This is a genomic window from Bradyrhizobium ferriligni, assembly GCF_056837965.1.
Window position 1 is genome coordinate 1 of sequence record NZ_JBXEJO010000109.1, and the last position, 21,688, is coordinate 21,688.

General features: G+C 64.8%; 26 protein-coding genes and 1 pseudogene. 14 read left to right on the forward strand and 13 right to left on the reverse strand.

Annotated features, from left to right (window positions below):
* Positions 1 to 552 (reverse strand): annotated as a pseudogene (locus AC1VNY_RS39595) (hypothetical protein); the annotation flags it as partial.
* Between the two features lie 380 nt (positions 553 to 932).
* Between AC1VNY_RS39595 and AC1VNY_RS39600 the strand changes: the two are divergent.
* The 3 genes from AC1VNY_RS39600 to AC1VNY_RS39610 all read left to right on the forward strand — a co-directional run bounded on the left by AC1VNY_RS39600 (position 933) and on the right by AC1VNY_RS39610 (position 3,674).
* On the forward strand, positions 933 to 1,511 hold the full coding sequence (locus AC1VNY_RS39600; RefSeq protein ID WP_482409246.1) for a septal ring lytic transglycosylase RlpA family protein: 579 nt from the start codon (positions 933 to 935) through the stop codon (positions 1,509 to 1,511).
* Between the two features lie 285 nt (positions 1,512 to 1,796).
* Positions 1,797 to 3,362, forward strand: a complete 1,566-nt coding sequence (locus AC1VNY_RS39605; protein WP_482409247.1) for a serine hydrolase domain-containing protein — start codon at positions 1,797 to 1,799, stop codon at positions 3,360 to 3,362.
* Between the two features lie 132 nt (positions 3,363 to 3,494).
* A complete protein-coding gene (locus AC1VNY_RS39610; RefSeq protein ID WP_016840752.1) occupies positions 3,495 to 3,674 on the forward strand; it encodes a hypothetical protein in 180 nt (59 codons plus the stop codon).
* Here the strand turns inward: AC1VNY_RS39610 and AC1VNY_RS39615 are convergent.
* Positions 3,671 to 4,399, reverse strand: coding sequence for a class I SAM-dependent methyltransferase (locus AC1VNY_RS39615; RefSeq protein ID WP_482409248.1), 729 nt, complete (start codon positions 4,397 to 4,399; stop codon positions 3,671 to 3,673). The genes AC1VNY_RS39610 and AC1VNY_RS39615 overlap by 4 nt on opposite strands.
* A 157-nt stretch (positions 4,400 to 4,556) precedes the next feature.
* Between AC1VNY_RS39615 and AC1VNY_RS39620 the strand changes: the two genes are divergently transcribed.
* Positions 4,557 to 4,742: a hypothetical protein gene (locus tag AC1VNY_RS39620; RefSeq protein WP_016840754.1), complete on the forward strand. Its 186-nt coding sequence runs from the start codon at positions 4,557 to 4,559 to the stop codon at positions 4,740 to 4,742.
* 87 nt (positions 4,743 to 4,829) lie between these two features.
* Here AC1VNY_RS39620 and AC1VNY_RS39625 read toward each other — a convergent pair whose 3' ends face one another.
* The 7 genes from AC1VNY_RS39625 to AC1VNY_RS39655 form a co-directional block, all read right to left on the reverse strand.
* The gene (locus tag AC1VNY_RS39625) at positions 4,830 to 5,066 is read right to left on the reverse strand and encodes a hypothetical protein (protein WP_016840755.1); all 237 of its coding nucleotides are present in this window, start codon (positions 5,064 to 5,066) and stop codon (positions 4,830 to 4,832) included.
* Positions 5,067 to 5,389: 323 nt separating this feature from the next.
* Positions 5,390 to 5,563 carry a hypothetical protein gene (locus AC1VNY_RS39630; RefSeq protein WP_375764487.1) on the reverse strand — a complete coding sequence of 58 codons (174 nt, stop codon included), beginning with the start codon at positions 5,561 to 5,563 and terminating at the stop codon, positions 5,390 to 5,392.
* A gap of 9 nt (positions 5,564 to 5,572) precedes the next feature.
* On the reverse strand, positions 5,573 to 5,803 hold the full coding sequence (locus AC1VNY_RS39635) for a DUF6894 family protein (protein WP_482409249.1): 231 nt from the start codon (positions 5,801 to 5,803) through the stop codon (positions 5,573 to 5,575).
* A 139-nt stretch (positions 5,804 to 5,942) separates the two neighbouring features.
* The gene (locus AC1VNY_RS39640) at positions 5,943 to 6,287 is read right to left on the reverse strand and encodes a tRNA-binding protein (protein ID WP_038383785.1); all 345 of its coding nucleotides are present in this window, start codon (positions 6,285 to 6,287) and stop codon (positions 5,943 to 5,945) included.
* Positions 6,287 to 6,913, reverse strand: coding sequence for a LysE family translocator (locus AC1VNY_RS39645; protein WP_482409250.1), 627 nt, complete (start codon positions 6,911 to 6,913; stop codon positions 6,287 to 6,289). The genes AC1VNY_RS39640 and AC1VNY_RS39645 overlap by 1 nt, the downstream gene beginning before the upstream one ends.
* A 17-nt stretch (positions 6,914 to 6,930) precedes the next feature.
* Positions 6,931 to 7,803, reverse strand: coding sequence for a pyridoxal kinase PdxY (gene pdxY, locus AC1VNY_RS39650; RefSeq protein WP_482409251.1), 873 nt, complete (start codon positions 7,801 to 7,803; stop codon positions 6,931 to 6,933).
* Positions 7,804 to 7,813: 10 nt separating this feature from the next.
* The gene (locus AC1VNY_RS39655; protein ID WP_016840760.1) at positions 7,814 to 7,987 is read right to left on the reverse strand and encodes a hypothetical protein; all 174 of its coding nucleotides are present in this window, start codon (positions 7,985 to 7,987) and stop codon (positions 7,814 to 7,816) included.
* A gap of 762 nt (positions 7,988 to 8,749) precedes the next feature.
* Here AC1VNY_RS39655 and AC1VNY_RS39660 point away from each other — a divergent pair.
* Positions 8,750 to 8,992 carry a hypothetical protein gene (locus AC1VNY_RS39660; RefSeq protein WP_482409252.1) on the forward strand — a complete coding sequence of 81 codons (243 nt, stop codon included), beginning with the start codon at positions 8,750 to 8,752 and terminating at the stop codon, positions 8,990 to 8,992.
* An 85-nt stretch (positions 8,993 to 9,077) separates the two neighbouring features.
* Positions 9,078 to 9,746 carry an FMN-binding negative transcriptional regulator gene (locus AC1VNY_RS39665; protein ID WP_482409260.1) on the forward strand — a complete coding sequence of 223 codons (669 nt, stop codon included), beginning with the start codon at positions 9,078 to 9,080 and terminating at the stop codon, positions 9,744 to 9,746.
* Between the two features lie 273 nt (positions 9,747 to 10,019).
* Here the strand turns inward: AC1VNY_RS39665 and AC1VNY_RS39670 are convergent, their stop codons facing one another.
* Positions 10,020 to 10,823 (reverse strand): alpha/beta fold hydrolase, encoded by an 804-nt coding sequence (locus tag AC1VNY_RS39670; protein WP_482409253.1) that lies wholly within the window; start codon positions 10,821 to 10,823, stop codon positions 10,020 to 10,022.
* Positions 10,824 to 10,939: 116 nt separating this feature from the next.
* On the opposite strand from AC1VNY_RS39670, the gene AC1VNY_RS39675 reads away from it, so the two are divergent.
* The 6 genes from AC1VNY_RS39675 to panD all read left to right on the forward strand — a co-directional run bounded on the left by AC1VNY_RS39675 (position 10,940) and on the right by panD (position 15,926).
* The gene (locus AC1VNY_RS39675) at positions 10,940 to 11,878 is read left to right on the forward strand and encodes a LysR family transcriptional regulator (protein ID WP_482409254.1); all 939 of its coding nucleotides are present in this window, start codon (positions 10,940 to 10,942) and stop codon (positions 11,876 to 11,878) included.
* 496 nt (positions 11,879 to 12,374) lie between these two features.
* Positions 12,375 to 13,076, forward strand: coding sequence for an ROK family protein (locus tag AC1VNY_RS39680; RefSeq protein ID WP_482409261.1), 702 nt, complete (start codon positions 12,375 to 12,377; stop codon positions 13,074 to 13,076).
* A 130-nt stretch (positions 13,077 to 13,206) separates the two neighbouring features.
* On the forward strand, positions 13,207 to 13,467 hold the full coding sequence (locus AC1VNY_RS39685) for a PepSY domain-containing protein (RefSeq protein WP_016842771.1): 261 nt from the start codon (positions 13,207 to 13,209) through the stop codon (positions 13,465 to 13,467).
* Between the two features lie 182 nt (positions 13,468 to 13,649).
* A complete protein-coding gene (locus AC1VNY_RS39690) occupies positions 13,650 to 14,933 on the forward strand; it encodes a cystathionine gamma-synthase family protein (RefSeq protein WP_028344889.1) in 1,284 nt (427 codons plus the stop codon).
* 60 nt (positions 14,934 to 14,993) lie between these two features.
* Positions 14,994 to 15,296, forward strand: coding sequence for a putative quinol monooxygenase (locus AC1VNY_RS39695; RefSeq protein ID WP_057019963.1), 303 nt, complete (start codon positions 14,994 to 14,996; stop codon positions 15,294 to 15,296).
* 240 nt (positions 15,297 to 15,536) lie between these two features.
* A complete protein-coding gene (gene panD / locus AC1VNY_RS39700) occupies positions 15,537 to 15,926 on the forward strand; it encodes an aspartate 1-decarboxylase (RefSeq protein ID WP_482409255.1) in 390 nt (129 codons plus the stop codon).
* Between the two features lie 11 nt (positions 15,927 to 15,937).
* Here panD and AC1VNY_RS39705 read toward each other — a convergent pair whose 3' ends face one another.
* Complete coding sequence (locus tag AC1VNY_RS39705; protein WP_482409256.1) at positions 15,938 to 16,288, reverse strand: zinc ribbon domain-containing protein YjdM; 351 nt, start codon at positions 16,286 to 16,288, stop codon at positions 15,938 to 15,940.
* Positions 16,289 to 16,562: 274 nt separating this feature from the next.
* Here AC1VNY_RS39705 and AC1VNY_RS39710 point away from each other — a divergent pair, with 274 nt between their 5' ends.
* Positions 16,563 to 17,783: a S1C family serine protease gene (locus AC1VNY_RS39710; RefSeq protein ID WP_482409257.1), complete on the forward strand. Its 1,221-nt coding sequence runs from the start codon at positions 16,563 to 16,565 to the stop codon at positions 17,781 to 17,783.
* On the opposite strand, the gene AC1VNY_RS39715 is transcribed toward AC1VNY_RS39710, so the two are convergent.
* The gene (locus AC1VNY_RS39715; protein ID WP_482409258.1) at positions 17,776 to 18,771 is read right to left on the reverse strand and encodes an LLM class flavin-dependent oxidoreductase; all 996 of its coding nucleotides are present in this window, start codon (positions 18,769 to 18,771) and stop codon (positions 17,776 to 17,778) included. The genes AC1VNY_RS39710 and AC1VNY_RS39715 overlap by 8 nt on opposite strands.
* 254 nt (positions 18,772 to 19,025) lie before the next feature.
* Complete coding sequence (locus tag AC1VNY_RS39720) at positions 19,026 to 19,988, reverse strand: hypothetical protein (RefSeq protein WP_482409259.1); 963 nt, start codon at positions 19,986 to 19,988, stop codon at positions 19,026 to 19,028.
* A gap of 280 nt (positions 19,989 to 20,268) precedes the next feature.
* Here AC1VNY_RS39720 and AC1VNY_RS39725 point away from each other — a divergent pair, with 280 nt between their 5' ends.
* Complete coding sequence (locus tag AC1VNY_RS39725) at positions 20,269 to 21,390, forward strand: metallophosphoesterase (RefSeq protein ID WP_482409262.1); 1,122 nt, start codon at positions 20,269 to 20,271, stop codon at positions 21,388 to 21,390.
* The last annotated feature ends 298 nt before the right edge of the window (positions 21,391 to 21,688 follow it).

Below are 21,688 nucleotides of genomic sequence, written 5' to 3' on the forward strand. Positions count from 1 at the left end.
CTGTGGCGGAGTGGCGGGGGCGGCTTCAGCTGCCGGCTGATCGGTGGTCGCCACTTGCGCGGCCGGCGCGCTCGCCTGGTCGGACGCGGACACGGACTTGCCCGGGATCAGCGAGGTCAGTTGAGCGATCTGGGGCGCCCACTCGGCGGCGATCTGCTTGGCGCGATCGCCGTAGTGCTGCCACGCCGCGGTACCCATGGCGCCGGCGATCGCGAAGCAGAACCAGAAGGCGCGGATCGCCCATTTGCTGGTGGGGCGCGGCGCGCGGTCCAATCTGATGTCGTCCAGTCGGCCGTTATGGCTTGGCGCGCTATAGGCCGGCTCGGCCGGCGGCTCCGGCGCCACCGACATGGGCGTGACCGGCGGCACCGAGGTGACGGCCGCGGCCGCCGGCGCGGAGGAAGGCGCGAGGCTCGGGCCGAAATAGGGCTCGCGCTGCCCCGGCGCTGCCCTTCCGGCAGGCGCAACGGCGTTGTCCGGACGTACCGGAGCGAAGCTGGGTTCGATCGCGAAAATATCGTGCGGATCTGCGTCTTTCAGTGTCGATTGCATGGCGGTCCCCGTTTCATTCCAAGGTCAACCGCAAATGGGCGGCCGGCAAATTTACGCTCTGTATTGACCCCTGACCCGGTCCCCACGACTCCAGTCCGGTTTGACCAAAGCAAGGCGAGAGGGTGGAGAGGTTGGGGAGTTTGGGGAACCCAAGCCGGGGACGAACGGCACGAGCGTCCGCAGCCTCTCGCGCAGCGCCCCGAATTGCATTCCGGATGAAAGCTCCCTGGGTTGTGTGGCGCATCCACCACAGCCGAGGGGAAATCGCATCGCGCGCGGCGCGCCTGACCGCGCTCCGCCACCGTTCCGCCCCGATTGGATTCGGCTGATAGGGCGTTGGATTTTCGGCTTGGGCTGGGGCGCAAGTTGGGGGTGCAACAATGTTACGCGACGATGCAGTCATCTCGTACGTCGGCGTCAAACGCAGCGCGCATGGTGCTGCGGCCCCGATCCCGTTTGCCCATGCCCGAAAGCCGCTTCGGCTGCTTGCCGTGATGATCGGCGCGGCGTCGCTCGCGGCATGTGCGCAGTCCTCCGTTGTCAGCCAGCGCTCGCAGGCGCTCGCGAGCCGGCCGGCATCGATCGAACCGACACGGGCTGCATCTGTCACGCGCACGCGCATCGCCACGGCACGCAAGCATACGCCTTATGCCTCGCGCAGGACCGGCGACAGCAAGATCGCTTCGCATGGCGTTGCGAGCTTCTACAGCGAGGAGCAGCCGACCGCGAGCGGGGAGAAGTTCGACGGGCGCGAACTGACCGCCGCGCATCCGACATTGCCGTTCGGCACCAGGCTGCGCGTCACCGACGTCAAGAGCGGCCGTTCGGTCACGGTGCGCGTCAATGACCGCGGACCCTACGTTCCCGGGCGCATCGTCGACGTCTCGCATTCTGCGGCGCAATCGCTCGGCATGATCGGCAAGGGCATCACGAATGTCAGGCTCGACGTGGTGCAGTGACCAGCGTGGCGCGAGCCAGGTCCGGATTTTTGCCGGCTCGATCGGGAAAAAGTCCCGGCGTTGCGCGCGCTTTAATCCTGTTGTCCGAACGACGGCGGCAAATAGAATTGTTGCCGCTACTTCCTCGCGCTCTGCATTTCCAGGCGCGTGGATTTCTACCCAATGAACCTTCCCCGCCCTGGTGTCCTTCCGGGGCGGGGTTTTTCTTGTGGCCGCCATGCGCGCCGCATGCGTTGACAGGGCGAGCCGTCGCCATAACCTCCGTTCTGCTTTTGGAGGGCGGCCATGCCAAGCAACAATCAAGAAACTGACGGCTTCGCATTGGGTCGGCCGTCACGGCGCGGGGCATTCCAGCTGTTGCTGGGCGGCGCCGCCGTCATGCTCGCGCCTGATAGGCGGCTCGGCATGACGGATGCGAGGGCAGAGGCCGCGTTTGCCGATGGACTGCCGCGCGGCCGGCCGGACGAGCAGGGCATCGCATCTTCCGCGATCCTGGATTTCCTCGACGAGGTCGACCGCCAGGGCTACGAGCTGCACAGCTTCATGCTCTGGCGCAACGGCAAGGTGGTCGCGGAGGGCTGGTGGTCGCCGTACCGTGCCGATCGTAACCACATGATGCATTCGCTGACCAAGAGCGTCACCGCCTGCGCCGTCGGGCTTGCGATCGCCGACAAGCGCTTCGGCCTGCAGGACAAGGCGGTCTCGTTCTTCAGGGACAAGCTGCCGCCTGTCGTCGACGACAAGCTTGCGGCGATGACGGTCGAAGATCTCCTGACCATGCGCACCGGCCACGCGTCGATGACCTCGGGCTCGGCGTGGCGGCCGATCAAGACCAGCTGGGTCGCGGAGTTCTTCAAGATCTCGGTCGTCTACCAGCCCGGCACCAAATGGGTCTACACCTCGGCCGCGACCTATCTGCTGTCGGCGATCGTCACGAAGACGACCGGCGAAACCGTGGCCGATTATCTGAAGCCGCGGGTTTTCGATCCTCTTGGAATTTCAGGCTATGAATGGCCGGTCGGGCCGGAGGGCATTTCGCCGGGTGCCAATGGCCTGAGCTGGAAGACGGTCGATTGCCTCAAGCTCGGCATCCTGCATGCGCAGAACGGCACATGGGACGGCAAGCAGGTGCTGCCCGCCGACTGGGTGACGGCGGTGCAGCAGCCCCACGTCAAGGACACCTACGGCTATCAATGGTGGATTGGCCCTGAGACGTTCTATGCCGACGGCCTGTTCGACCAGCTCAGCTTCGTGTTTCCCAGGCACAATGCGGTGCTGGCGATCACTGCCGGCATTCCGCAACGCAGCGGTTTCAACAAGCTGGTATTCCGTCATTTCCCGGCGATGTTCGCCGGTGCCGCGGCGAACTATGATGCCGACGCCGACAAGCTGAAGGCGCGGACCGCGGCCCTGCAGTTGCTGCCGGTGCTGGTGCCGGCCTCGTCGCCGGTCGCAGCGCAGATTTCCGGCAAGACCTGGCACATGCCCGACAATGCCGACGCGATCAAATCGATCAATTTCAGCTTCGCCGACAAGACCTGCACCTTCACGCTCGAGGACGGCAGAGGCATGCACCGGATCGAGGTCGGCCTCGATGCGCCGCGCGAGGGCACCACGACGATGACCGGCAACAAGCTGCATCACGAATACCAGCCGGACACGATGCGCGTGGTCGCGAGCGGCACCTGGCGCGACCTCCGCACCTTCGTGATGACCTGGACCTTCGTGGAATCGGCGTTTCGCGACACCGTGACCTGCACCTTCGAGGGACCGCAGATGCGGTTCGCGCGCAGCGTCAACGTCAACTCATTGGCGCTGGATATGCCGACCTTGATGGGAAGGCTCGCCTAGGCGCGACCGCAAATTGCGCGCAGCCGCATCTTGCGCCGGCGCTTCCACCAAATTGTCACAGTCCCAGCGAAATCCGGCCCAAAGCCACTGCCAACAAACCGCCGGATGGACCAAGTCGGCGAGGGACAAGCGTTGACCTACAAGATGATCGCAGAACGCGAGAACGAAACGGTCAGGATCGAGCGCGAGAGCACCTTCATCATCATCGCCAAGGCCAAGGTCTGGGCGAGCGAGGGATGGCAGGTGGTGATCACCGACAAGGACGGGAAATCATATCCGCCCGAGGAGTTCGACAAGCTGCTCGCGGCCTAGCGTTGCGCTGACACCAGCAGCATCATCGGGCGTTCGAGCTCGTCGGCCAGTTCGGGCATCGCCTTGATCTGCTCACGTGTCGGGGAGAATTCCTCGACATGGCGCAGCGTGAAGCCGGCGCCGATCAACGCGTTGAGCGTGGTGCCGATGGTGCGGTGATATTTCAGCACGCCCTTCACATACCAGTCCGTCCGGCGTTCGCCCTCGATGAAGTAGCGGTTGACCGGCCAGGTCTTGCGGCCGTCTTCGTCCTGCCCCCAGTCCGGATGGGCGGCCGCCATGTAGATCGGATGCTCGATGGTGAAGACCAGATGCCCCTCCGGGACCAGCGCGCGATGCAGCATGCGTGCCAGGCGATCGAAGTCCCTGATGTAATGGAAGGTGAGGGCGGAGTAGGCGACATCGAAGGACGACTTCGGCAGCTCCAGCGTCTCGAGATCGGCGATCTCGTAGGTGATCGCCGCATCCTGCGTCATGGCCGCGGCGCGGGCGATCATGTTGTGCGAGAGGTCGATGCCGAGCACGTCGGATGCGCCTTGCTCGCGCATCCAGCGCGACACCCAGCCGAAGCCGCAGCCGAGATCGACCACGCGCTTGCCCGCGACATCGGGCAGCATGGCGCGGATCGCCGCCCATTCGGGCGCGCCGAGCAGTCCGCGGACCTGCCGCGGCAGCTGGCTGTAGCCGGCGAAGAAGCCGGGATCGTCATAGATGTTCTGCGCCATGGCTGCGGCAACCCGGGAAGCAACGGAATCCGTCTCTCTGTAACCGCCGCCGCGCCGCGTGGAAACCGCTGATTGTGGGGCGCCCGGCGCGCTGCTGGAACCAGACGCGGCGCTCGGTGGTTTCTGATGTCAGCCGTCGACAGCCGAGGAGAGCGCCATGTTAGCCGAGATGCAGATCCACACCATCGCCCGGCAGATGCTGCTGAAGCACGGCCCCGAGGCGATCGCCCAGGCCGCGCAGAACGCCGTGGCCTGCGAGAGCAAGGGCGAGACCGACGACGCGCGCGACTGGCGCCATATCGAGGACGCGCTGAAGATGATGCGCGGACCGCATCAAAGCTGACGGCGGGCAGAGCAGACGTTCCCGCCGTCGCGCAACAGGACATTGGGATCGCGCGAGCGCGATCGCCGCAGATCTAACCGACGGACGCTAGCCCGCCCTGCGCCACCGCGGCACGGGATCGAGCGGCGTGCGGTAGAGTTCGCGCCGGTCGATGTCGGTGACGCGCACCGCGCAGCCGCGCGCCTTCAGCTCCGGCTTGACCTGCGACAGCTCGTTGGCGAGCTGGTCGGCGCGGTCGGAGGCGAGGCTGATGTCTTCGAGGATGATGGTTCCTTGATTGCGGAACTCGTCCCCCACCACGAGATCGAAGGTGTAGTACGGCATTCCGAAGTCTCCATTTCGGTTTGCATCACAGGGTAACACTGAGTCGAGCATTCCCTAAGATGCGTGGCGCACAATCGGCGTGCGATCTGCGCAAAAACGATGTGCAGCGCATCAAGCACGATGAACGAACAAGCCGCGCCGCACGACGAAGGAGTCCTAGGATCTAGCTCACCGCCATGCCGTTAAGATTTGATTAAAACAGTCGTCGCAAGCTCAAGACCAAGTGGAATCGCAGCGGAACCGGACACCGGGAACCGGCAGCTGCAGGAGAAGGCCGGTGGCGTAACGCCCGCCGGCCTTTTCTCGTCGCGGGTGCCGCGAGGCTAGTCGCGCAGTGCGGCTTGCCGCCGGGCGCGGCATTTCGGACCTGGTCCGCGCATGTAGTACAGTTCGGGGCGATATGGATTGATAACGCCATCGATCAGCGCGACACAGCGCGCGACGAGGTGGGCGAGGTGGCGCCGCAGCGGCCGCAGGGCAAGTTCCATCGCATTCATGGCATGCCCTCAGTGCAGCTCGCCGAGGATGGCGGTGAACGGCAGCTCGAAGATCTCGGTTCCGATGTCGTCGGTGACGTGAACCGCCCAGTTGCGCCAGTCTTCCACATTCGGTGTCATGACAAAGCTGCGCGCCAGCTGCTCCGCGTGCAGGCGCGCCTCCGCCAGATCCATGGCGGCGCCGGTGCGATCCAGGATCACGTGCTTGTCGTCGGAGCAGTGAAAGAAAACTGCAGACATCTTCCGATTCCCATGCCGAAGCGATTCTCGTGCGCTGAAATAGCAGCGCGCGCGGGCACTGAGAATCCGGGTGATCCCCCATCGGTAAACTACGGGGAATCCAGACGATTTGAATCACGCGGCCGTGATCGGGGCGGCCTCAGAAGATCGGCTCGCCGAGCGCAACCTCGCTGCGCGGACCAAGCACGATCACTTGGCCGCCGGCGTCCTTGGCGCCCAGGATCAGCAGTTCCGAGGTGAAACCCGCGATGTTCTTCGGCCCGAGATTGCAGATGCACACGACCAGTGAGCCGACCAGCGCCACCGGCTCGTAATTCGTGATCTGTGCGCTTGACCACATGATCCGCCCGGCGCCGACATCGACGCCGACCTTGTAAGACGGATTGCGGGCGCGCGGAAACGGCTGCACCTCGACGACCTTGCCGATCCGGATATCGAGGCGGGCGAAGTCGTCATACGTGGCTTGCGGCTTGAGCGGGGACATCAGCGCTCCTGGAAGACCAGACGAACGCCGAGCGCGATGTAGATCGTGCCGACCACGCGGCCTTGCCACTGCCCGATGCGGCGATGCCGCCGGATCCACGGGCTGATCTGGCCGGCGGCGAGCGCCAGCAGCGAGGTGTAGACCGCGCTCATCACGACGAAGATCAGGCCGAGGGTCGCGAACTGCGCGACCGCCGAGCCGTGGCCGGGGTGCACGAACTGCGGCAGGAAGGCGAGGAAGAACAGCGCGGTCTTCGGATTGAGCATTTCCGCCCAGATCGCCTGCCGGAACGCACGCCGCGGATCGACCGGCTGCGCCGCCGGCAAATCCAGGTCGTCGTTCTTCTCGAACAGGGCGCGGACGCCGAGCACGATCAGGTAGATCACACCGGCATATTTCACGACCGAGAACGCCAGCGCCGAGGTCATCAGCACGGCCGAGAGGCCGAACGTCGCCATCGCGGTGTGGACGAGATCGCCGAGCGCGATGCCGAAGCCGGTCGCGACGCCGACGCGCGCTCCGCCGGTGACCGAACGCGCGAGCACCAGCAGCACCGCCGGCCCGGGGATCAGGAACAGGCCGAGCACGACGGCGGCGTAGGTGAGGAGGGTGGTGATGTCGATCATGAAAGGTGTCCCGGATCTCAGGATGCGGCGATGGCGACCGCCGCGAAGCGCGGCTTCGGATCAAGCATCACGCCGGCGCTTTCGACAATGCGCATTTCCTCGGTTCCTCTCTGCGCCGTGCGTTCCAGCACGCCGTGGACGCCTGACGCGGCATGGCTGAGCGCATCCGGCGTCGCCAGGCCGCGCGCGCTGGCGGCGACGAACAGCGCGGCGAACAGGTCGCCGGTGCCGGACGGGCTGATCGGAACCCGCGGCGTGCGCACGCGCCAGGCATAGGTCTTGTCGGATTGACTGCGCTCGATCGCCAGCGTCTCGATCTCGCTCTGCGGCGTGCCGGCCAGCTCGGCGCTGGTGATGACGACGGTCGCAGGTCCCCGCGCCATCAGCGCGCTCGCCTGCGCGACGACGTCATCGATCGTCGTCACGCGTGCGCCGCAGAGGAATTCGAACTCGAAATGATTGGGCGTGATGATGTCGGCGAGCGGGCAGAGCTCGTCGCGCACCAGCGGCGGGATGTCCGATCGCACGAACATGCCGCGGTCGCGGTCGCCGAGGACGGGGTCGCAGCAATAGAGCAGGGCCGGGTTCGCCGCCTTCGCGCGGGCGACGAAGTCGGCGACATCCATCGCGATGTCGGCCGAGCCGAGATAGCCTGAGAGGATCATTCGCGCGCTCTCGACCGCGCCGCGCTCCTCGATGCCGCGCAAGAGGTCAGCGACCAGCTGCACGTCGAGCACCCGGCCGCGGATGGTCGGATAGCCCGGCCGGTTGCTGAGCAGCGTGGTCGGCACGGCGACAACGTCGATGCCGTGCAGCTGGATCGGAAAGGTGGCGGCGCTGTTGCCGACATGGCCCCAGGCGACCTGTGACTGAATCGAGATGACGGTCATGTGTTCCGCTTCACCCGAACAGCGCGGCGTAGATCACGTAGAGCCAGCCCAGGATACCGTGAATGATCGCCCACAGGATCGAATGGTTCTTGGTGTAGGAGATCGCGATTGCCAGCGCCGAGCCGAATCCCACGCCGTATTTCGCGCCCTCGACGCGGACGCCATAATATCGATTGCCGTTCATGGGGATCCTTCCAGCGGGAGGGCGTGAGGTCGGAGGCAGCGTAACCTGCTAATTGCCGTCAGTTCAACGGTGGATTGGGATTCCGCGGCATTGCTAAGCTCGATCATTCCCGGGCAAAGCCTGCGCCTTTGCTGCCGGCATGACGGTGATGGAGTCGGTGCGCGCATCTTTCTCCATTCGTCGTCCCGGCGAAAGCCGGGACCCTTAACTACCGGTGTTGGTTGTGAGAGGGATTGGGGGCGCCAGCGTCGCGCAACTATGGGCATTCGGGGTAATGGGTCCTGGCTTTCGCCAAGACGACGATGAAAATGGTTCTCGATTAAAGTTGCCCAACAACGCGGTGTCATCACCCGCGCATGCGGGTGATCCAGTATTCCAGAGACGCCTGTGCTTGAGCCGAGCGGCTGCGGCGTACTGGATCGCCCGGTCGAGCCGGGCGATGACAGATTGAGCGGGGAGGCAGCTTCGCGTTCTCGCGACATACTGACAGGTTTTGCTGAGTTGCCCGTCGGCTGTTTTGTCGCAGGCAGCGCAGCCGGATTTGGTTTGCGGGGTGCGTCGCAACCTCATCTGTCACGCCGCGATCAACCGAACGTGTCGGATCGACGTGGAAGAAGATGCGCGGGTGGACTGTCTTGCATCCAAACGCTCGCCTCATGGCGTCGGAATAAGACGGCAGAGCGATCGATCATGATGTGAGCGCGAACCGATCGGCGGGCGGCGAACAATGCGCCGGCGTGCCGAATCCAACAGGAGCAACTGATGTCAGGGATCAAACAGGTTGCGGCCGCGCTGACCGCGCTCGCCATGCTGACGGCGTCGGCGATGGCACACGAAGTGCCGGCGGCGGGCTCATCCGCGCTCATGAAGAGCCATGCCGCCGCAGGCCGCTGGAGCGGCGGACCGCCGCGCATGGCGGTTCCGCGTTTCGGCGAGTCCGAGGCGCTGCCGCGGGACCAGCCCGGCGGCGTCTGCGATCACGGCGACAATGCCATGATCTGCTGAGCCGGATCGTGCATGGCGGTGATCTCCGGCGAAAGTTGCGCTAGCCTTGCTGGTCGTCTCCCTCCAGCTTGCGAGCGCCGCCGCCATGCACATCCTCCGTCCCCAGTTTCGCATCGAGCAAAACCGCGCGCTCGCCTTTGCGGCGGCCCGCGGCTTCGGCGCCATCGTCGCCGCCGATGCGCGCGGCCCGCGCGCGTCCCATGTGCCGTTCGTGATCGAGCGCCGCGACGAGCGCGTGATCGTGCAGATCCATCTCACCGCGAAGAATCCGCTGGTCGAGCTCGCCGACGGTGTCAGGCGCTTCCTCCTGATCGTCTCCGGCGATGACGCCTACATCTCGAACGACTGGTATGTCTCACCCGACAACGTCTCGACCTGGCTCTACGAGGCGGTGCATTTGTCCGGCGTCGCGCATCTGCGCGAGCACGGCGAGAACCGCGGCCACGGCGACGCGCTGCTCGCGGTCTCCGAGGCGCGGCTGCAAAAGCAGCCCTGGGACCTGAAGCAGATGGAGCCCGGCAAGCGCGAAGCGATGCTGGCTGGGATCAGGGTGATCGACATCGTCGTCGACGAGATCGAGGGCCAGTCAAAGCTGAACCAGCACAAGAGCGATGCGGACTATGTCGCGCTCGTCAATCGGCTGGCGCGCGCGGAGGAGACGGCAAGCCAAAGGCTGGCGGAGAAGATGCGTGCGCTGCGGCCGGAGCTTGAATACAACGTTGGACGGTGCGTAGGGCGGGTTAGCTCGGCGTAACCCGGCGTTGTCTGAACGCGGCAGAGGGCGGATTACGCTTGCGCTAATCCGCCCTACAGAGCCGATCGGAATCAAATCTGCAACGCGTTGTTAAGACTCGATTCGCGCCGATTGGTTCGATTCCGATTCGTTCTTTGCGAACAAAATGGAGTCGGATGGAGAACATCTAGTGCGTGATCCCCGTAGCCCGCATGAGTGAAGCGATATGCGGGAGCCCGATCGCGTACTCTTGGAGCGGTCCCGGATGTCGCTTCGCTCATCCGGGCTACGCAGTCATGTGGCGGAGAGCGCCAGGAAACTCACGACCTCCCGGTTGAAGCGATCCGCCTGCTCGATATTGAGGATGTGGACGCCGGGCAGCAGAACGAGCTTGGCATCGGTGATTGTCGCGGCGATATCAGCGCTGTGGCTGGCCCGCGTGATGGTGTCGCTCTCGCCGCCGATCACGAGCGTCGGCGCCGCAATCAGCGACATGACGCGGCGGAGATCGACGTCGCGCAGTGCCGCGTAACATCCGGCGAGACCGCGCGGCGGCGTGGTCAGCACCATGTTGCGGAATTCGTCGACAATGTCGTTCGGTGCAGCCAGCATCGCCGCGGGAAACCAGTTGCGCATGAAGCCGTCCGCGATCCCATTCATATCCGGGGCAGCCAGCACCGCGCGGATCTGCTCGTCGAACGGCAGCTCCGACGCCAGATAGGACGCGGTGTTCGAGAGGATCAGGCGATCGATGCGTTCGGGCGCGAAGATGCCGAGCCATTGTCCGATAAAGCCGCCTAGCGACAGACCGAGGAAATGCGCGCGATCGATCGCGAGGTGGTCGAGCAGCTCGACCACGTCGCGGCCGAGCCGGTCCATCGAGTATGCGCCCACCGGCGCGTCCGACCCGCCATGACCGCGGGTGTCGTAGCGGAGCAGCCGAAACGACCGGCTGAGGGCCGGCATCGAACGATCCCACATGTGCAGGTTGGTGGCGATCGAGTTCGACAGCGCCAGCACCGGCCGATCGTCGGGATCGTCGATACGGTACGCAATCCGGCAGCCATCCGCCGTGGTGAAGTGTCGATCGCCGCTCATCTCGTCGGTCCCTTGTGCTGGTGGAAGCCGGCAGGCTTCGCATCGAGCCAGGCTAGGACTCGCGCTTTCGAAGAAAAATTACTAAGATTTATCAATCTCTGTAGGTTTTATGAACAATGGATCGGATCAAGCTGCACGATTTGCGCTGCTTTGACGCTGTCGCGACCAAGGGAAGCCTTCAGGCCGCCGGCACGGCGCTGAACCGGTCGCATCCGTCGGTGTTCGCGGCGGTTGCCCGGCTCGAGCAGCAGCTCGGCCTCACGCTGTTCGACCGCAGCGGATACCGCATCGGGCTGACGGACGCCGGCCGGACGTTTCACGCACGCGCGCAGGTGACGCTGCGCGAGCTCGATCTGCTGCAGGGCTATGCGGAGCAGCTTGCCGGCGGAGAAGAGGTCGTCCTGCGCATCGTCATCGGCGACTTGTGCCCGCGGCCGCCGGTGCTGCAGATGCTGTCGGCGTTCTTTGCCCGCTATCCCAACACGCGCCTGCACCTGGAATATGAGGCGGTCGGCGGACCGCTCGAGCGCCTTATCGATGATAATGCTGATCTGGTGTTTCATCGCGCGGACCCGTCCGATCCGCGCTTCGAACAGATCAAGCTATCGACCACGGCCATGGTGCCGGTTGTGGCTCCCGGCTTTCTGCCATTTGCGTGGACGAAGAAGGTCACGCCGGAGCAGATGCGCCCCTTCACGCAGTGCGTGATCCGCGACACGGCGCGGCGACCGTCGTCGGAAAACTTCTTCCTGATCGAAGGTGCGCATCAGTGCAGCGTGCCGGACCAGATGATGAAGAAGGAGCTGATCCTGCATCGTCTCGCCTGGGGTCATCTGCCGGCATGGCTGATCGAGGACGAGCTGCGGGACGGCGGGCTGATCAGCATCGCCGGACCGAATTTTCCGGGCCGTGAGGAAAATCTTGCGGCCATCCGCCATCGTCAACATTCGCACGGACCGGTCGCCGAAGCGCTCTGGCTTCACCTCAAGAGTTGGCGGCTGACTCAGTGCATAGGGCGGCCGACCCGACCGGTCCGCGCGAAGCGCGGCCGATAATTGGCGCGGCGTAATCCGCCGCAGTGATGTCGTCGATGGATGTCCGATTACGCTTGCGCTCATACGCCGTACAAAGTGCCGCGGCATCGAAGTCGCGCGAACGTCCTGTTAAGAATCGTTTCGTGCCGATTTTTCGATTCCGATTCGTTCCTCGCGAACAAACTGGAGTCGGATCGGGAACGTGGCCGTGGTGCGACTCATCGCTCGACCAGTGATGCAGGAGAACGCAGTGCGCCTGAAATGCGCCGCGATGTTCCGCGCCGAGAGCAATAATCCCATCATGATACAACATCGATTGTTCGGGTGCGGCTGGTGTATATGTGTTGTTAACATCTGGATCGCGCCGATTTTCCTGATTCCGATTCGTTCTTCGCGAACAAATTGGAGTCAGATGCAGAACGTCGCTGTGGCGCGCGATGCGTTTCTCTGCTCCACTCACTGCGCACCAGAGAGCGGATTGATGGCCAACAAGGCAGGCAAGAAGACCAGCAAGAAAATGAAACGGCTCGCGTCGCACCGTACCGTGCTGGCGATCGACGTCGGCGGCACGCATGTGAAAGTCATGACCGACATGGAGCGCGTCAAGCGCGAATTCGAGTCGGGTCCAACTCTGTCCGCGACCGAGATGGTGCGGCGGGTCAAGTTGCTGACCAAGGACTGGTCCTATGACGTGATCTCGGTCGGCTATCCCGGACCCGTCGTTCACAACCGTCCGCTGACCGAGCCGCACAATCTCGGCCGCGGCTGGGCCGGCTTCGATTTTCACCACGCGTTCGGCCGCCCGACCAGGGTCGTCAACGATGCGCTGATGCAGGCGATCGGCAGCTATCAGGGCGGCCGGATGCTGTTTCTCGGCCTCGGCACCGGCCTCGGCTCCGCGATGATCGTGGACGGTGTTTACGAGCCGATGGAGCTTGGTCATTTGCCGTACCGCAAGGGCGCGACGTTCGAGGATTATGTCGGCGCCGCGGGGCTCGCGCGCCGCGGCCGGAAGAAATGGCGCAAGAGCGTCGACGACGTCATCGCGCGGCTGTCTGCCGCGCTGGAGCCCGAGTACATCGTGCTCGGCGGCGGCAATGCCGACAAGGTCGACAACCCGCCGCCGAAGGTGAGGTTCGGCGACAATGCCAACGCATTCGAGGGCGGATTTCGAATGTGGAAGAAGAGAGCGCGCAAGGCGAGCAGCGCGCGTCGATGAAACCGGAACCGCCACCAAATTGCCGCAACTGCCGAAGTTTCGCGCTGCTTCGTCACCCCTGTTGTCGGAACTGATTGGGTGCGCCGCTCGTTTTACGCGGCATAACATCCCGTTCCATGAGGAGTGAGCCATGCGAAGTTTCATTATTCCCGCGATCGCGGCCCTGGCGATCGGCGCAGCGACGCCGGCGATGGCCTACGATTCCGGCAGCCAGATCTCGATGGAGGCCGCGCTCGACGTCGCGACCAATCTCGGCATCGTGACGGTGTCGAACACCCAGTTCCTCGGCGACGAGTGGGAGGTCGAGGGGCGTGACCGCCTCGGCCGCTGGATGCAGGTCGATGTCGATGCGCGGACCGGCGAGGTGCGCAACGTGGATCGCGGCTGGTAGCCGGCGTCTTCACCACTGCGTGACCTTCGGAACGGCCGGCGGAGCAGGGCGCACGCCGGCCGTTCGTTATCCAGAACTGTCTGATGCCGTGCTTTGGCTGAATGGCATAAAGCTGGGGTATGCTGGTCCCATCATTCCGGGAATCGCCGCCAGCGCGGCGGCCCGTGAACAGGAGACCGGCCATGACAAAACCGTTTCCGTCCAAAACCCATATCGGCAATCACCTGCTGCATCCGGAAACCCAGATGCTGAACTACGGTTACGATCCGCAGCTGTCGGAGGGCGCCGTCAAACCGCCTGTGTTCCTGACCTCGACCTTCGTGTTCCGCACCGCCGAGGACGGCAAGGACTTTTTCGACTTTGTCGCAGGCCGGCGCGAGCCCCCGGAAGGCATGGGGGCCGGGCTGGTCTATTCGCGCTTCAATCATCCGAACAGCGAGATCGTCGAGGACCGGCTTGCGATCTATGAGCGCACCGAGAGCTGCGCGCTGTTCTCCTCCGGCATGTCGGCGATCTCGACCACGGTGCTGGCCTTCGCGCGGCCCGGCGACGTGATCCTGCATTCGCAGCCGCTCTATGGCGGCACCGAGACGCTGTTCACCAGGACGCTGGCGGGCTTCTCGATTCACGCCGTGGGCTTTGCCGACGGCCTCGACGAGAGCGTCATCCGCGCCGCTGCCGACGAGGCGATGAAGAAGGGCCGTGTCGCGATGATCTTCATCGAGACGCCGGCCAATCCGACCAACGGCCTGGTCGATATCGCGCTGACGCGGCGCATCGCCGACGCGATCGGCAAGGCCCAGGGCCATACGCCGATCATCGCCTGCGACAACACGCTGCTCGGGCCGGTGTTTCAGCGGCCGATCGAGCACGGCGCCGATCTCTCGCTGTATTCGCTGACGAAATATGTCGGCGGCCATTCCGACCTGATCGCGGGCGCGGCGCTCGGCTCCAAGAAACTGATGAAGGACATCAAGGCGTTGCGCGGCGCGATCGGCACACAGCTTGATCCGCATTCCTGCTGGATGATCAGCCGTTCGCTGGAAACGCTCAGCCTGCGCATGGAAAAGGCCGACCGCAACGCGCGGATCGTCGCCGACTATCTGCGCGATCACCCCAAGGTGGCGCAGGTGCATTACCTCGGCCATCACGATCCGGCGTCCCCCGCGGGGCGCGTGTTCGCAAGCCAGAGCAGCGGCGCCGGCTCGACCTTCTCGTTCGACATCGTCGGCGGGCAGCAAGCGGCGGAGAAATTCCTCAACGCGCTGCAGATCTTCAAGCTCGCGGTCAGTCTCGGCGGCACCGAGTCGCTCGCGAGCCTGCCGGCCACCATGACGCATTCCGGCGTGCCGGCCGATATCCGCAAGCGGATCGGCGTGCTGGATTCGACGATCCGGCTCTCGATCGGGATCGAGCATCCGTCCGACCTGGTGGCCGACATCGCGCAGGCATTGAGCAGGGTGTGAGCGAGTGAAAAGCGTGTAGGATGGGTCAGGCGAACGGGTTACCAATTCCGGAGAGAGTGCATGCTAGCGATTACGGCGATCATCCGCGCGAAGAAGGGCCACGAGGCGGCGATGCGTCAGGCATTGCTCGATGTCGTCGAGCATGTCCGCGCCAACGAGCCGTCCACCGTCGGCTACTACGTCTCGCAGGATGTCGACAGTCCCCGGATATTTTCGACGTATGAGCGATACCTGGATCAGGCAGCCATGGACCGGCACAACAATTCGCCGGCCGTGGCGCGGTTCTTTGAGGTCGCAAAGCCGATCCTCGACGGCGAGGTGATCGTGGTCTTGGCGAACGAGATTGCGAGCAAGCGGGAGTAGGGCGTCCGCCGCGTTCACAAATAATAGCCTGCTCCGGAAAGGCTTCGCCGCAGCGCATTCATTCTCCGATTTTGGTGGTTCGGAGCATTGTGGACCGGCGCGGTCGGCGATTTGAGGACAAACTCATCGCGGCGGAGCTGCGCTCGAAGCGAGCGTAAACCCGGACAACGTTGACGCGGAGGCGGCGCGCCGTTATTGGCGGCGCGGAAAATTCCGACGCAACGATACGGGATGGTCTCGATGCAAGTGACTTTGATGAAGGGCAAGATTCATCGCGCGCACGTCACCGAAGCGGACTTGCATTACGAAGGGTCGATTTCGATCGACCGCAATTTGATCGAGGCCGCCGGCTTCCTCATCAATGAACGCGTCGACATCTATAACATCGACACCGGTGCGCGCTTCTCGACCTATGTGATCGAGGCGCCGGCGGGATCGGGCACCATCGGCCTCAACGGCGCGGCCGCGCGGCTCGCCATGGCCGGCGACAAGGTCATCATCGTCGCCTATGCCAGCTTCGACGCCGACGAGGCGCGCAAGTTTCATCCGCGGGTCGTGCTGGTCGACGACAAGAACCGGCACATCGCGAAGGCTGCCGCCTCATCGGTGAAAGCCCTGGCGGACGCGTAAGCCGGGCTGCGCTAGGCCTTCTTGACGAACTCCGATTTCAGATTCATCGCGCCGATGCCGTCGATCTTGCAGGCGATGTTGTGTCCGTCGCTGCCCTCGGTGAGGCGGATGTTCCTGACCTTGGTGCCGCCCTTGACGACCGACGACGAGCCCTTGACCTTGAGGTCCTTGATCACGATGACGCTGTCGCCGTCGGTCAGCGGGTTGCCGTGCGCATCGCGCACGCCCGCTTGCTGCGCGCTTTCGGCGGTCGCGGCCGCATCGCTGCTCCACTCATGGGCACATTCCGGGCAGACCCAGAGGGCGCCGTCCTGATAGGCATGCTCGGAATTGCATTTCGGGCAGTTCATTGCGGCGTCCATGGTCGAGATCGTCTCCGTCGTTGCGGGCGCACCGTAGGGGCGCAGGCGGGCAAAGCAAGCGAAAACCCGGCGATTTGGTGCGCAAAAGGGCGCAAAGGTGGCGAGCCGCCCGTCCACCCGCGGATGCCGATGGAACGGTCTGTCGCTCCATCCGTTGCCGTTCGTCGCTCGGCATTGCGGCCCTGTGCTTGCGGGGAACGGTTCACTGATCGTTGCGTCCGGGCCGACAGCTCATCGAAAAACAATCGGCTGATCCCAAACATGGACGCGGAAGATGAATCACAGAAACCCGGCTTTCGTCAGCCTTCGCACGTCGCTCGTCACCGCCGCCTTCACGTCGGCGTCGCTGGTGGGCGCAACAAGCCTTGTAGGCGTAAGTCTTGCCCACGCAGAGCCGGTGAATTCGCGCGCGGATCATGGCAATGGTGGTCCCGGCGAGTTCGCCGACCTTGCGGAGAAGGTCGGGCCGGCCGTGATTGGCGTCAACGCCAAGGTGGCGGCAGCGGCGGATGACGACGACTCTCCTCCCGGCCAGTCTCCCGGCGACTCTTCCGGGCCGAACGGCCCGCCCGATCAGGACACGCCGGGGAGGGCTGTTCCGAATCCCGGCAGGCGCGGACCTGGCAATCCGCCGAAGTTGGGTGAGATGACATCGATCGGTTCGGGCTTCTTCATCTCGGCGGACGGCTATGCGGTGACGAACAATCACGTCCTCGGAGGCAGCGACCGCGCCGATGTCCGCACCAGCGACAACAAGGTCTACAAGGCGAAAGTCCTGGGCAAGGATCCGGTCAGCGACCTCGCCCTGCTCAAGGTCGATGGGCGGACCGACTTCAGCTATGTCAAGCTCGCGGATCAGCCGCCGCGCACCGGCGATTGGGTGCTCGCGGCCGGCAATTCATTCGGACTCGGAAACACCGTCACCGCGGGGATCGTCTCGGCGCGTGCGCGCGACCTGGAGACGGGATCTTCGGAAGATTTCGTCCAGATCGACGCGCGGATCAACCGCGGCGATTCCGGCGGGCCGAGCTTTAACACGCATGGCGAGGTGATCGGCGTGAACAGTCTGATCTTCTCGCCCTCCGGCGGCTCGGTCGGTGTCGCGTTTGCGATACCCGCGGATACCGTAAAGACGGTGATCCCGCAGCTGAAGGACAAGGGCACGGTCACGCGCGGCTGGATGGGCGCCCAGATTCAATCGATCACCCCCGGCATTGCCGAAAGCTTAGGTGCGAACAATCTGCACGGCGCGGTCGTGGTCGGCGTGCAGACCGGCGGACCGGCAGCGAAGGCCGGATTGAAGCGGGGGGACGTGATCACCTCGGTCAATGACGAGCCGATCAAGAGCGCCAACGAGCTGACCAAGAAGGTTTATGCGGGAGCGCCGGGCAGTTCGGTCAAGCTTTCGATGCTGCGGGACAATGCGCCGAATTCGCTGAGCGTGACGCTCGGCCAGCTCGCGCAGTCGCAGGCGCCTGCCGGCCTGCTCAAGTGATCCCCTTGATCCCGCCGGCCTCGGCGATCAGCTCGAACGATCGCAGCCGCTTCTGGTGATCGTAGACGTCGGACACGATCATCAGCTCGTCGGCGCCGGTCTCCGCGACCAGCGCGTCGATGCCGGCGCGCACCGTCGCGGGCGAGCCGATGATGGAGCGCGCGAGCATCCGCATCGCCTGCACCTTCTCCGACGGCGACCAGTAGCTCTCGATGTCGTCGATCGGCGGCTGGCTGAGGCCGCGCGCGCCGCGGAAGATGTTGGTGAACGACATCTGCTGCGTGGTCGCCAGCCGCCGCGCCTCCTCGTCGGTGTCGGCGGCGATGATGTTGACGCCGACCATGGTGTAGGGATGCGCGAGCTGCTCCGACGGCTTGAAGCGGGCACGATAGATCTGCAGCGCCTGGATCAGCAGCTCGGGGGCAAAGTGCGAGGCGAAGGCGTAGGGCAGGCCGAGCTCGCCGGCCAGCATCGCCCCGAAATTGCTCGAGCCGAGAATCCACAGCGGCACGTCGGTGCCCGCGGCCGGCACCGCCTGGATGCGCTGGTTGGGACCGGCCGCCGCGAGGAAGGCCTGCACCTCGAGCACGTCCTGCGGAAAGTTCTCGGCGGATTCCGGCGTGCGGCGCAGCGCGCGCAGCGTGAGCTGGTCGGTGCCCGGCGCGCGGCCGAGGCCAAGGTCGATACGGTCCGGAAACAGCCGCGCCAACGTGCCGAACTGCTCGGCGATGACATAAGGCGCGTGGTTCGGCAGCATGATGCCGCCGGCGCCGACGCGGATGGTCTTGGTGCCCGCCGCGATGTGCCCGATCACGACCGACGTCGCGGCGCTGGCGATGCCCGCCATGTTGTGGTGCTCCGCCACCCAGATGCGGCGATAGCCGAGAGCCTCCGCATGGCGCGCGACATCGCGCGCGTTATAGAGCGCGCCGCGCGCGTCGGTTTCCTCGGTGACGCGGACGAGATCGAGAATGGAGAGGGCGGCCACGGCGACTCCGGAACGTTAGGGACGGGAGCCGATGGTATTTGGCTGTGTCCAGGTGGATGCGAAACGGCGGGGAGCAGCCGGTTCATGCAGATGCATATGGATGCGGTCGCCATGCCGGTCAATCCGCCTGATGCGATCGACGAAGCAGGGCTGCCCATCCAAAATATCGAAAACAACCCCATGCACAGTAGCAGTGGCCGCGGGGAGGCGGAAAAGCGACTTGACGCGTCGGGCAAATCAGCGGTACGTTTCCATTATTCCGAAATTGTCGAAGTGCCCGCCGTTCGACGGCCGACGGCCGAAAATCGTCGCGTGAGCCCCCAGACAATTGCGGCTGTAGCGGCCGTCGCGAGCAGATGCTTCAAGGTGTGTCCGCTGACGAACCCGAGCGTGTTCGCGATCTCGTGGTCGAGCACCTCTGCGATCTTGGCCAGCGCGTACAGCGCCATCGCCGCGGCGAAGGCTGCGCGGTCGGCGCGCGGCGCATGATAGATCGATTGCCAGAGCGGGATCAGGATGAGCGGGAGGACCTGCAGCAACAGATACGATCGCAGGTCGCCCGCGCCATGTCGGTCGGTATGGACCCACCATGCGACGCTGGCGGCGGCGTAAAGCCCGAGAACGATCGCCTCGATGTTCGTTTTCGATCCTGCCTGGGTGTCGCCGCGGACGCCGACCAGCAGGCCCGCGCCGGCAAGCGCAATCGGCAGCATGTCCCAGGTCAGCCGGCCGTCGCCGGGGGCGAGGTGAAAGAAGGCGGACCCGAACGCTGTCAGGAACAGGCCGATCAGGAACAGGCGGTAGCCGGGCCATCCGGCGCGCAGCCGGTCGCTGTTGCGGTGAGGGCGCAGCGCCAGCCAGCCCCAGATCGCGACCAGGGCGAAGCCTGCGTTCGACAGGACATCGGCTGCGTGGGGGATGCCGAAGATGGCCGAGTGGTCGGCGAAATCGTTGTAGCCCGCCGGCTGCGCGATGCGTCCGTGCGCCGCGAATGCCGCAATGATGCCGATCGTGATGATCGCCGGGGTGAGCTTCATCCACGGTTTCACGGGCCGCTCGGACCCGGTCAATCCGTCGATCCGGAAGGTCGTCTGCATCGTCGGCTCCCGATAAAAATGAACAATGTTCAATATCTGGCATGAAAATGAGCGACGTTCAAGTTCATTTTTCGGGAGGGGCCGATAATGCTGATGGGGAAGATGCGCCAGGAGACGCAACGCGCGCAGCCCGTAGCCCGCATGAGCGAAGCGATATGCGGGGACCGGTGGTGTGTTCTTGCGAGGCGGATCCCGGATGTCGCGGAGCCTGTCATCGGGCGCGCGTTCGCGCGACCCGTTGGCTCATCCGGGCAACTGGGACAAAAGCGCAAGGCGTTTCAGCGACGCGCGACTTGCCGAAAATGTGCAGACGATGGCGGCTTACGCCTGCGCCCGATCCACCCTACCTTCGCTGAGCGCCGAGCCCGCAGCCTCAACCGATCCGATCCGGAGCGAGACCATTCCCCAACTCATCTTCGGCCTGACCAGCCTCTTGATCCTGGCCCGCTTCATCTGGCCGCTCGACTGGCCGCTCCCGGCAAAGATCGGCGCCGCGTTGCTGGTGCTGGTCGCCTTGCAGTTTCACCGCTGGAACAGGCTGTCGTCGGGATCGGAATTCTCGCCGGAGTTTCCGCGTCCGGTGGTCGTCCTGTTCAACTGGGCGTTCGGCGCGGTCATGCTGCTGGCGCTGCTGCAACTGGCGCTCGATGCCGGGCTGCTGGTGGCCGCGCTGATCCACGGCGGCCTCGTCGGCGCGCCTGATGGCGTCCGCTACGCACTTGCTGCGGTGGCGGCCGCAGCCGCCGCGATCGGCGTGCATCAGGCGATGCGCATTCCGCCGCTCAGGGATGTCGAGGTCGGCATCCGCGGACTTCCGCAAGAGTTCGACGGCTACACCATCCTGCAACTGACAGATCTGCACATCAGCCGGCTGTTTCCCGCGCCATGGGCGCGCGCCGTGGTCGAGCGGTCGAACAAGCTCGGCGCCGACCTGATCGCGATCACCGGCGACCTGATCGACGGCACCATCGATGCGCGGCGCAACGACATCGCGCCGTTGCGCGACCTGATGGCCGCCGATGGCGTCTACGTGATCTCGGGCAATCACGAATATATCTTCGGCTATGACGGCTGGATGGCGCACTACGAAGCGCTCGGCCTGCGCTCGCTCGAGAACCGGCACATCGTGCTCGAACGCGGCGGCGGCCGCCTGGTGATCGCAGGGATCACCGACCGCGCCTCGCGCCACCGGGGGCATTCCGTCCGCGATCTTGCCGCGGTTCTCGACGGCGCCCCGAAGGGCGCGCCCGTCGTCCTGCTCGACCACCAGCCGAGCGATGCACGAAAGGCCGCCCGGCTCGGCGTCGCGCTGCAACTCTCCGGACACACCCATGGCGGATTGATCGTGGGGATCGATCGCCTCGCCGCGCGCGCCAATGCCGGCTTCGTCTCGGGCCGCTACGACGTCGACGGGATGACGCTCTACGTCAACAACGGCACCGCGCTGTGGCCGGGCTTTGCCTTGCGGCTCGGCCGCCCGTCGGAATTGACGCGGATCACATTGCGCGTGGCACCTGAGTGATTTGCTTCGCGTGCGATGATGCGATTGCGCCGTCGTCCCAAAATACCTCCGGCATGAACGCGTCGCGGCAGCAGTAGCCCGCATGAGCGAAGCGATATGCGGGGCCGGTGGAGTATCCCGTGATGCTGGTCCCGGATATCGCTTCGCTCATCCGGGCTACGCTTGCTGTCAAACGGCTAGGTCGGTGTCATCACCCGCGAAAGCGGGTGATCCAGTATTCCAGAGACGCCGGTGATGGAGCCGGGGGGCCGCGGCGTACTGGATCGCCCGGTCGAGCCGCTGTCTCTTATACACCTCT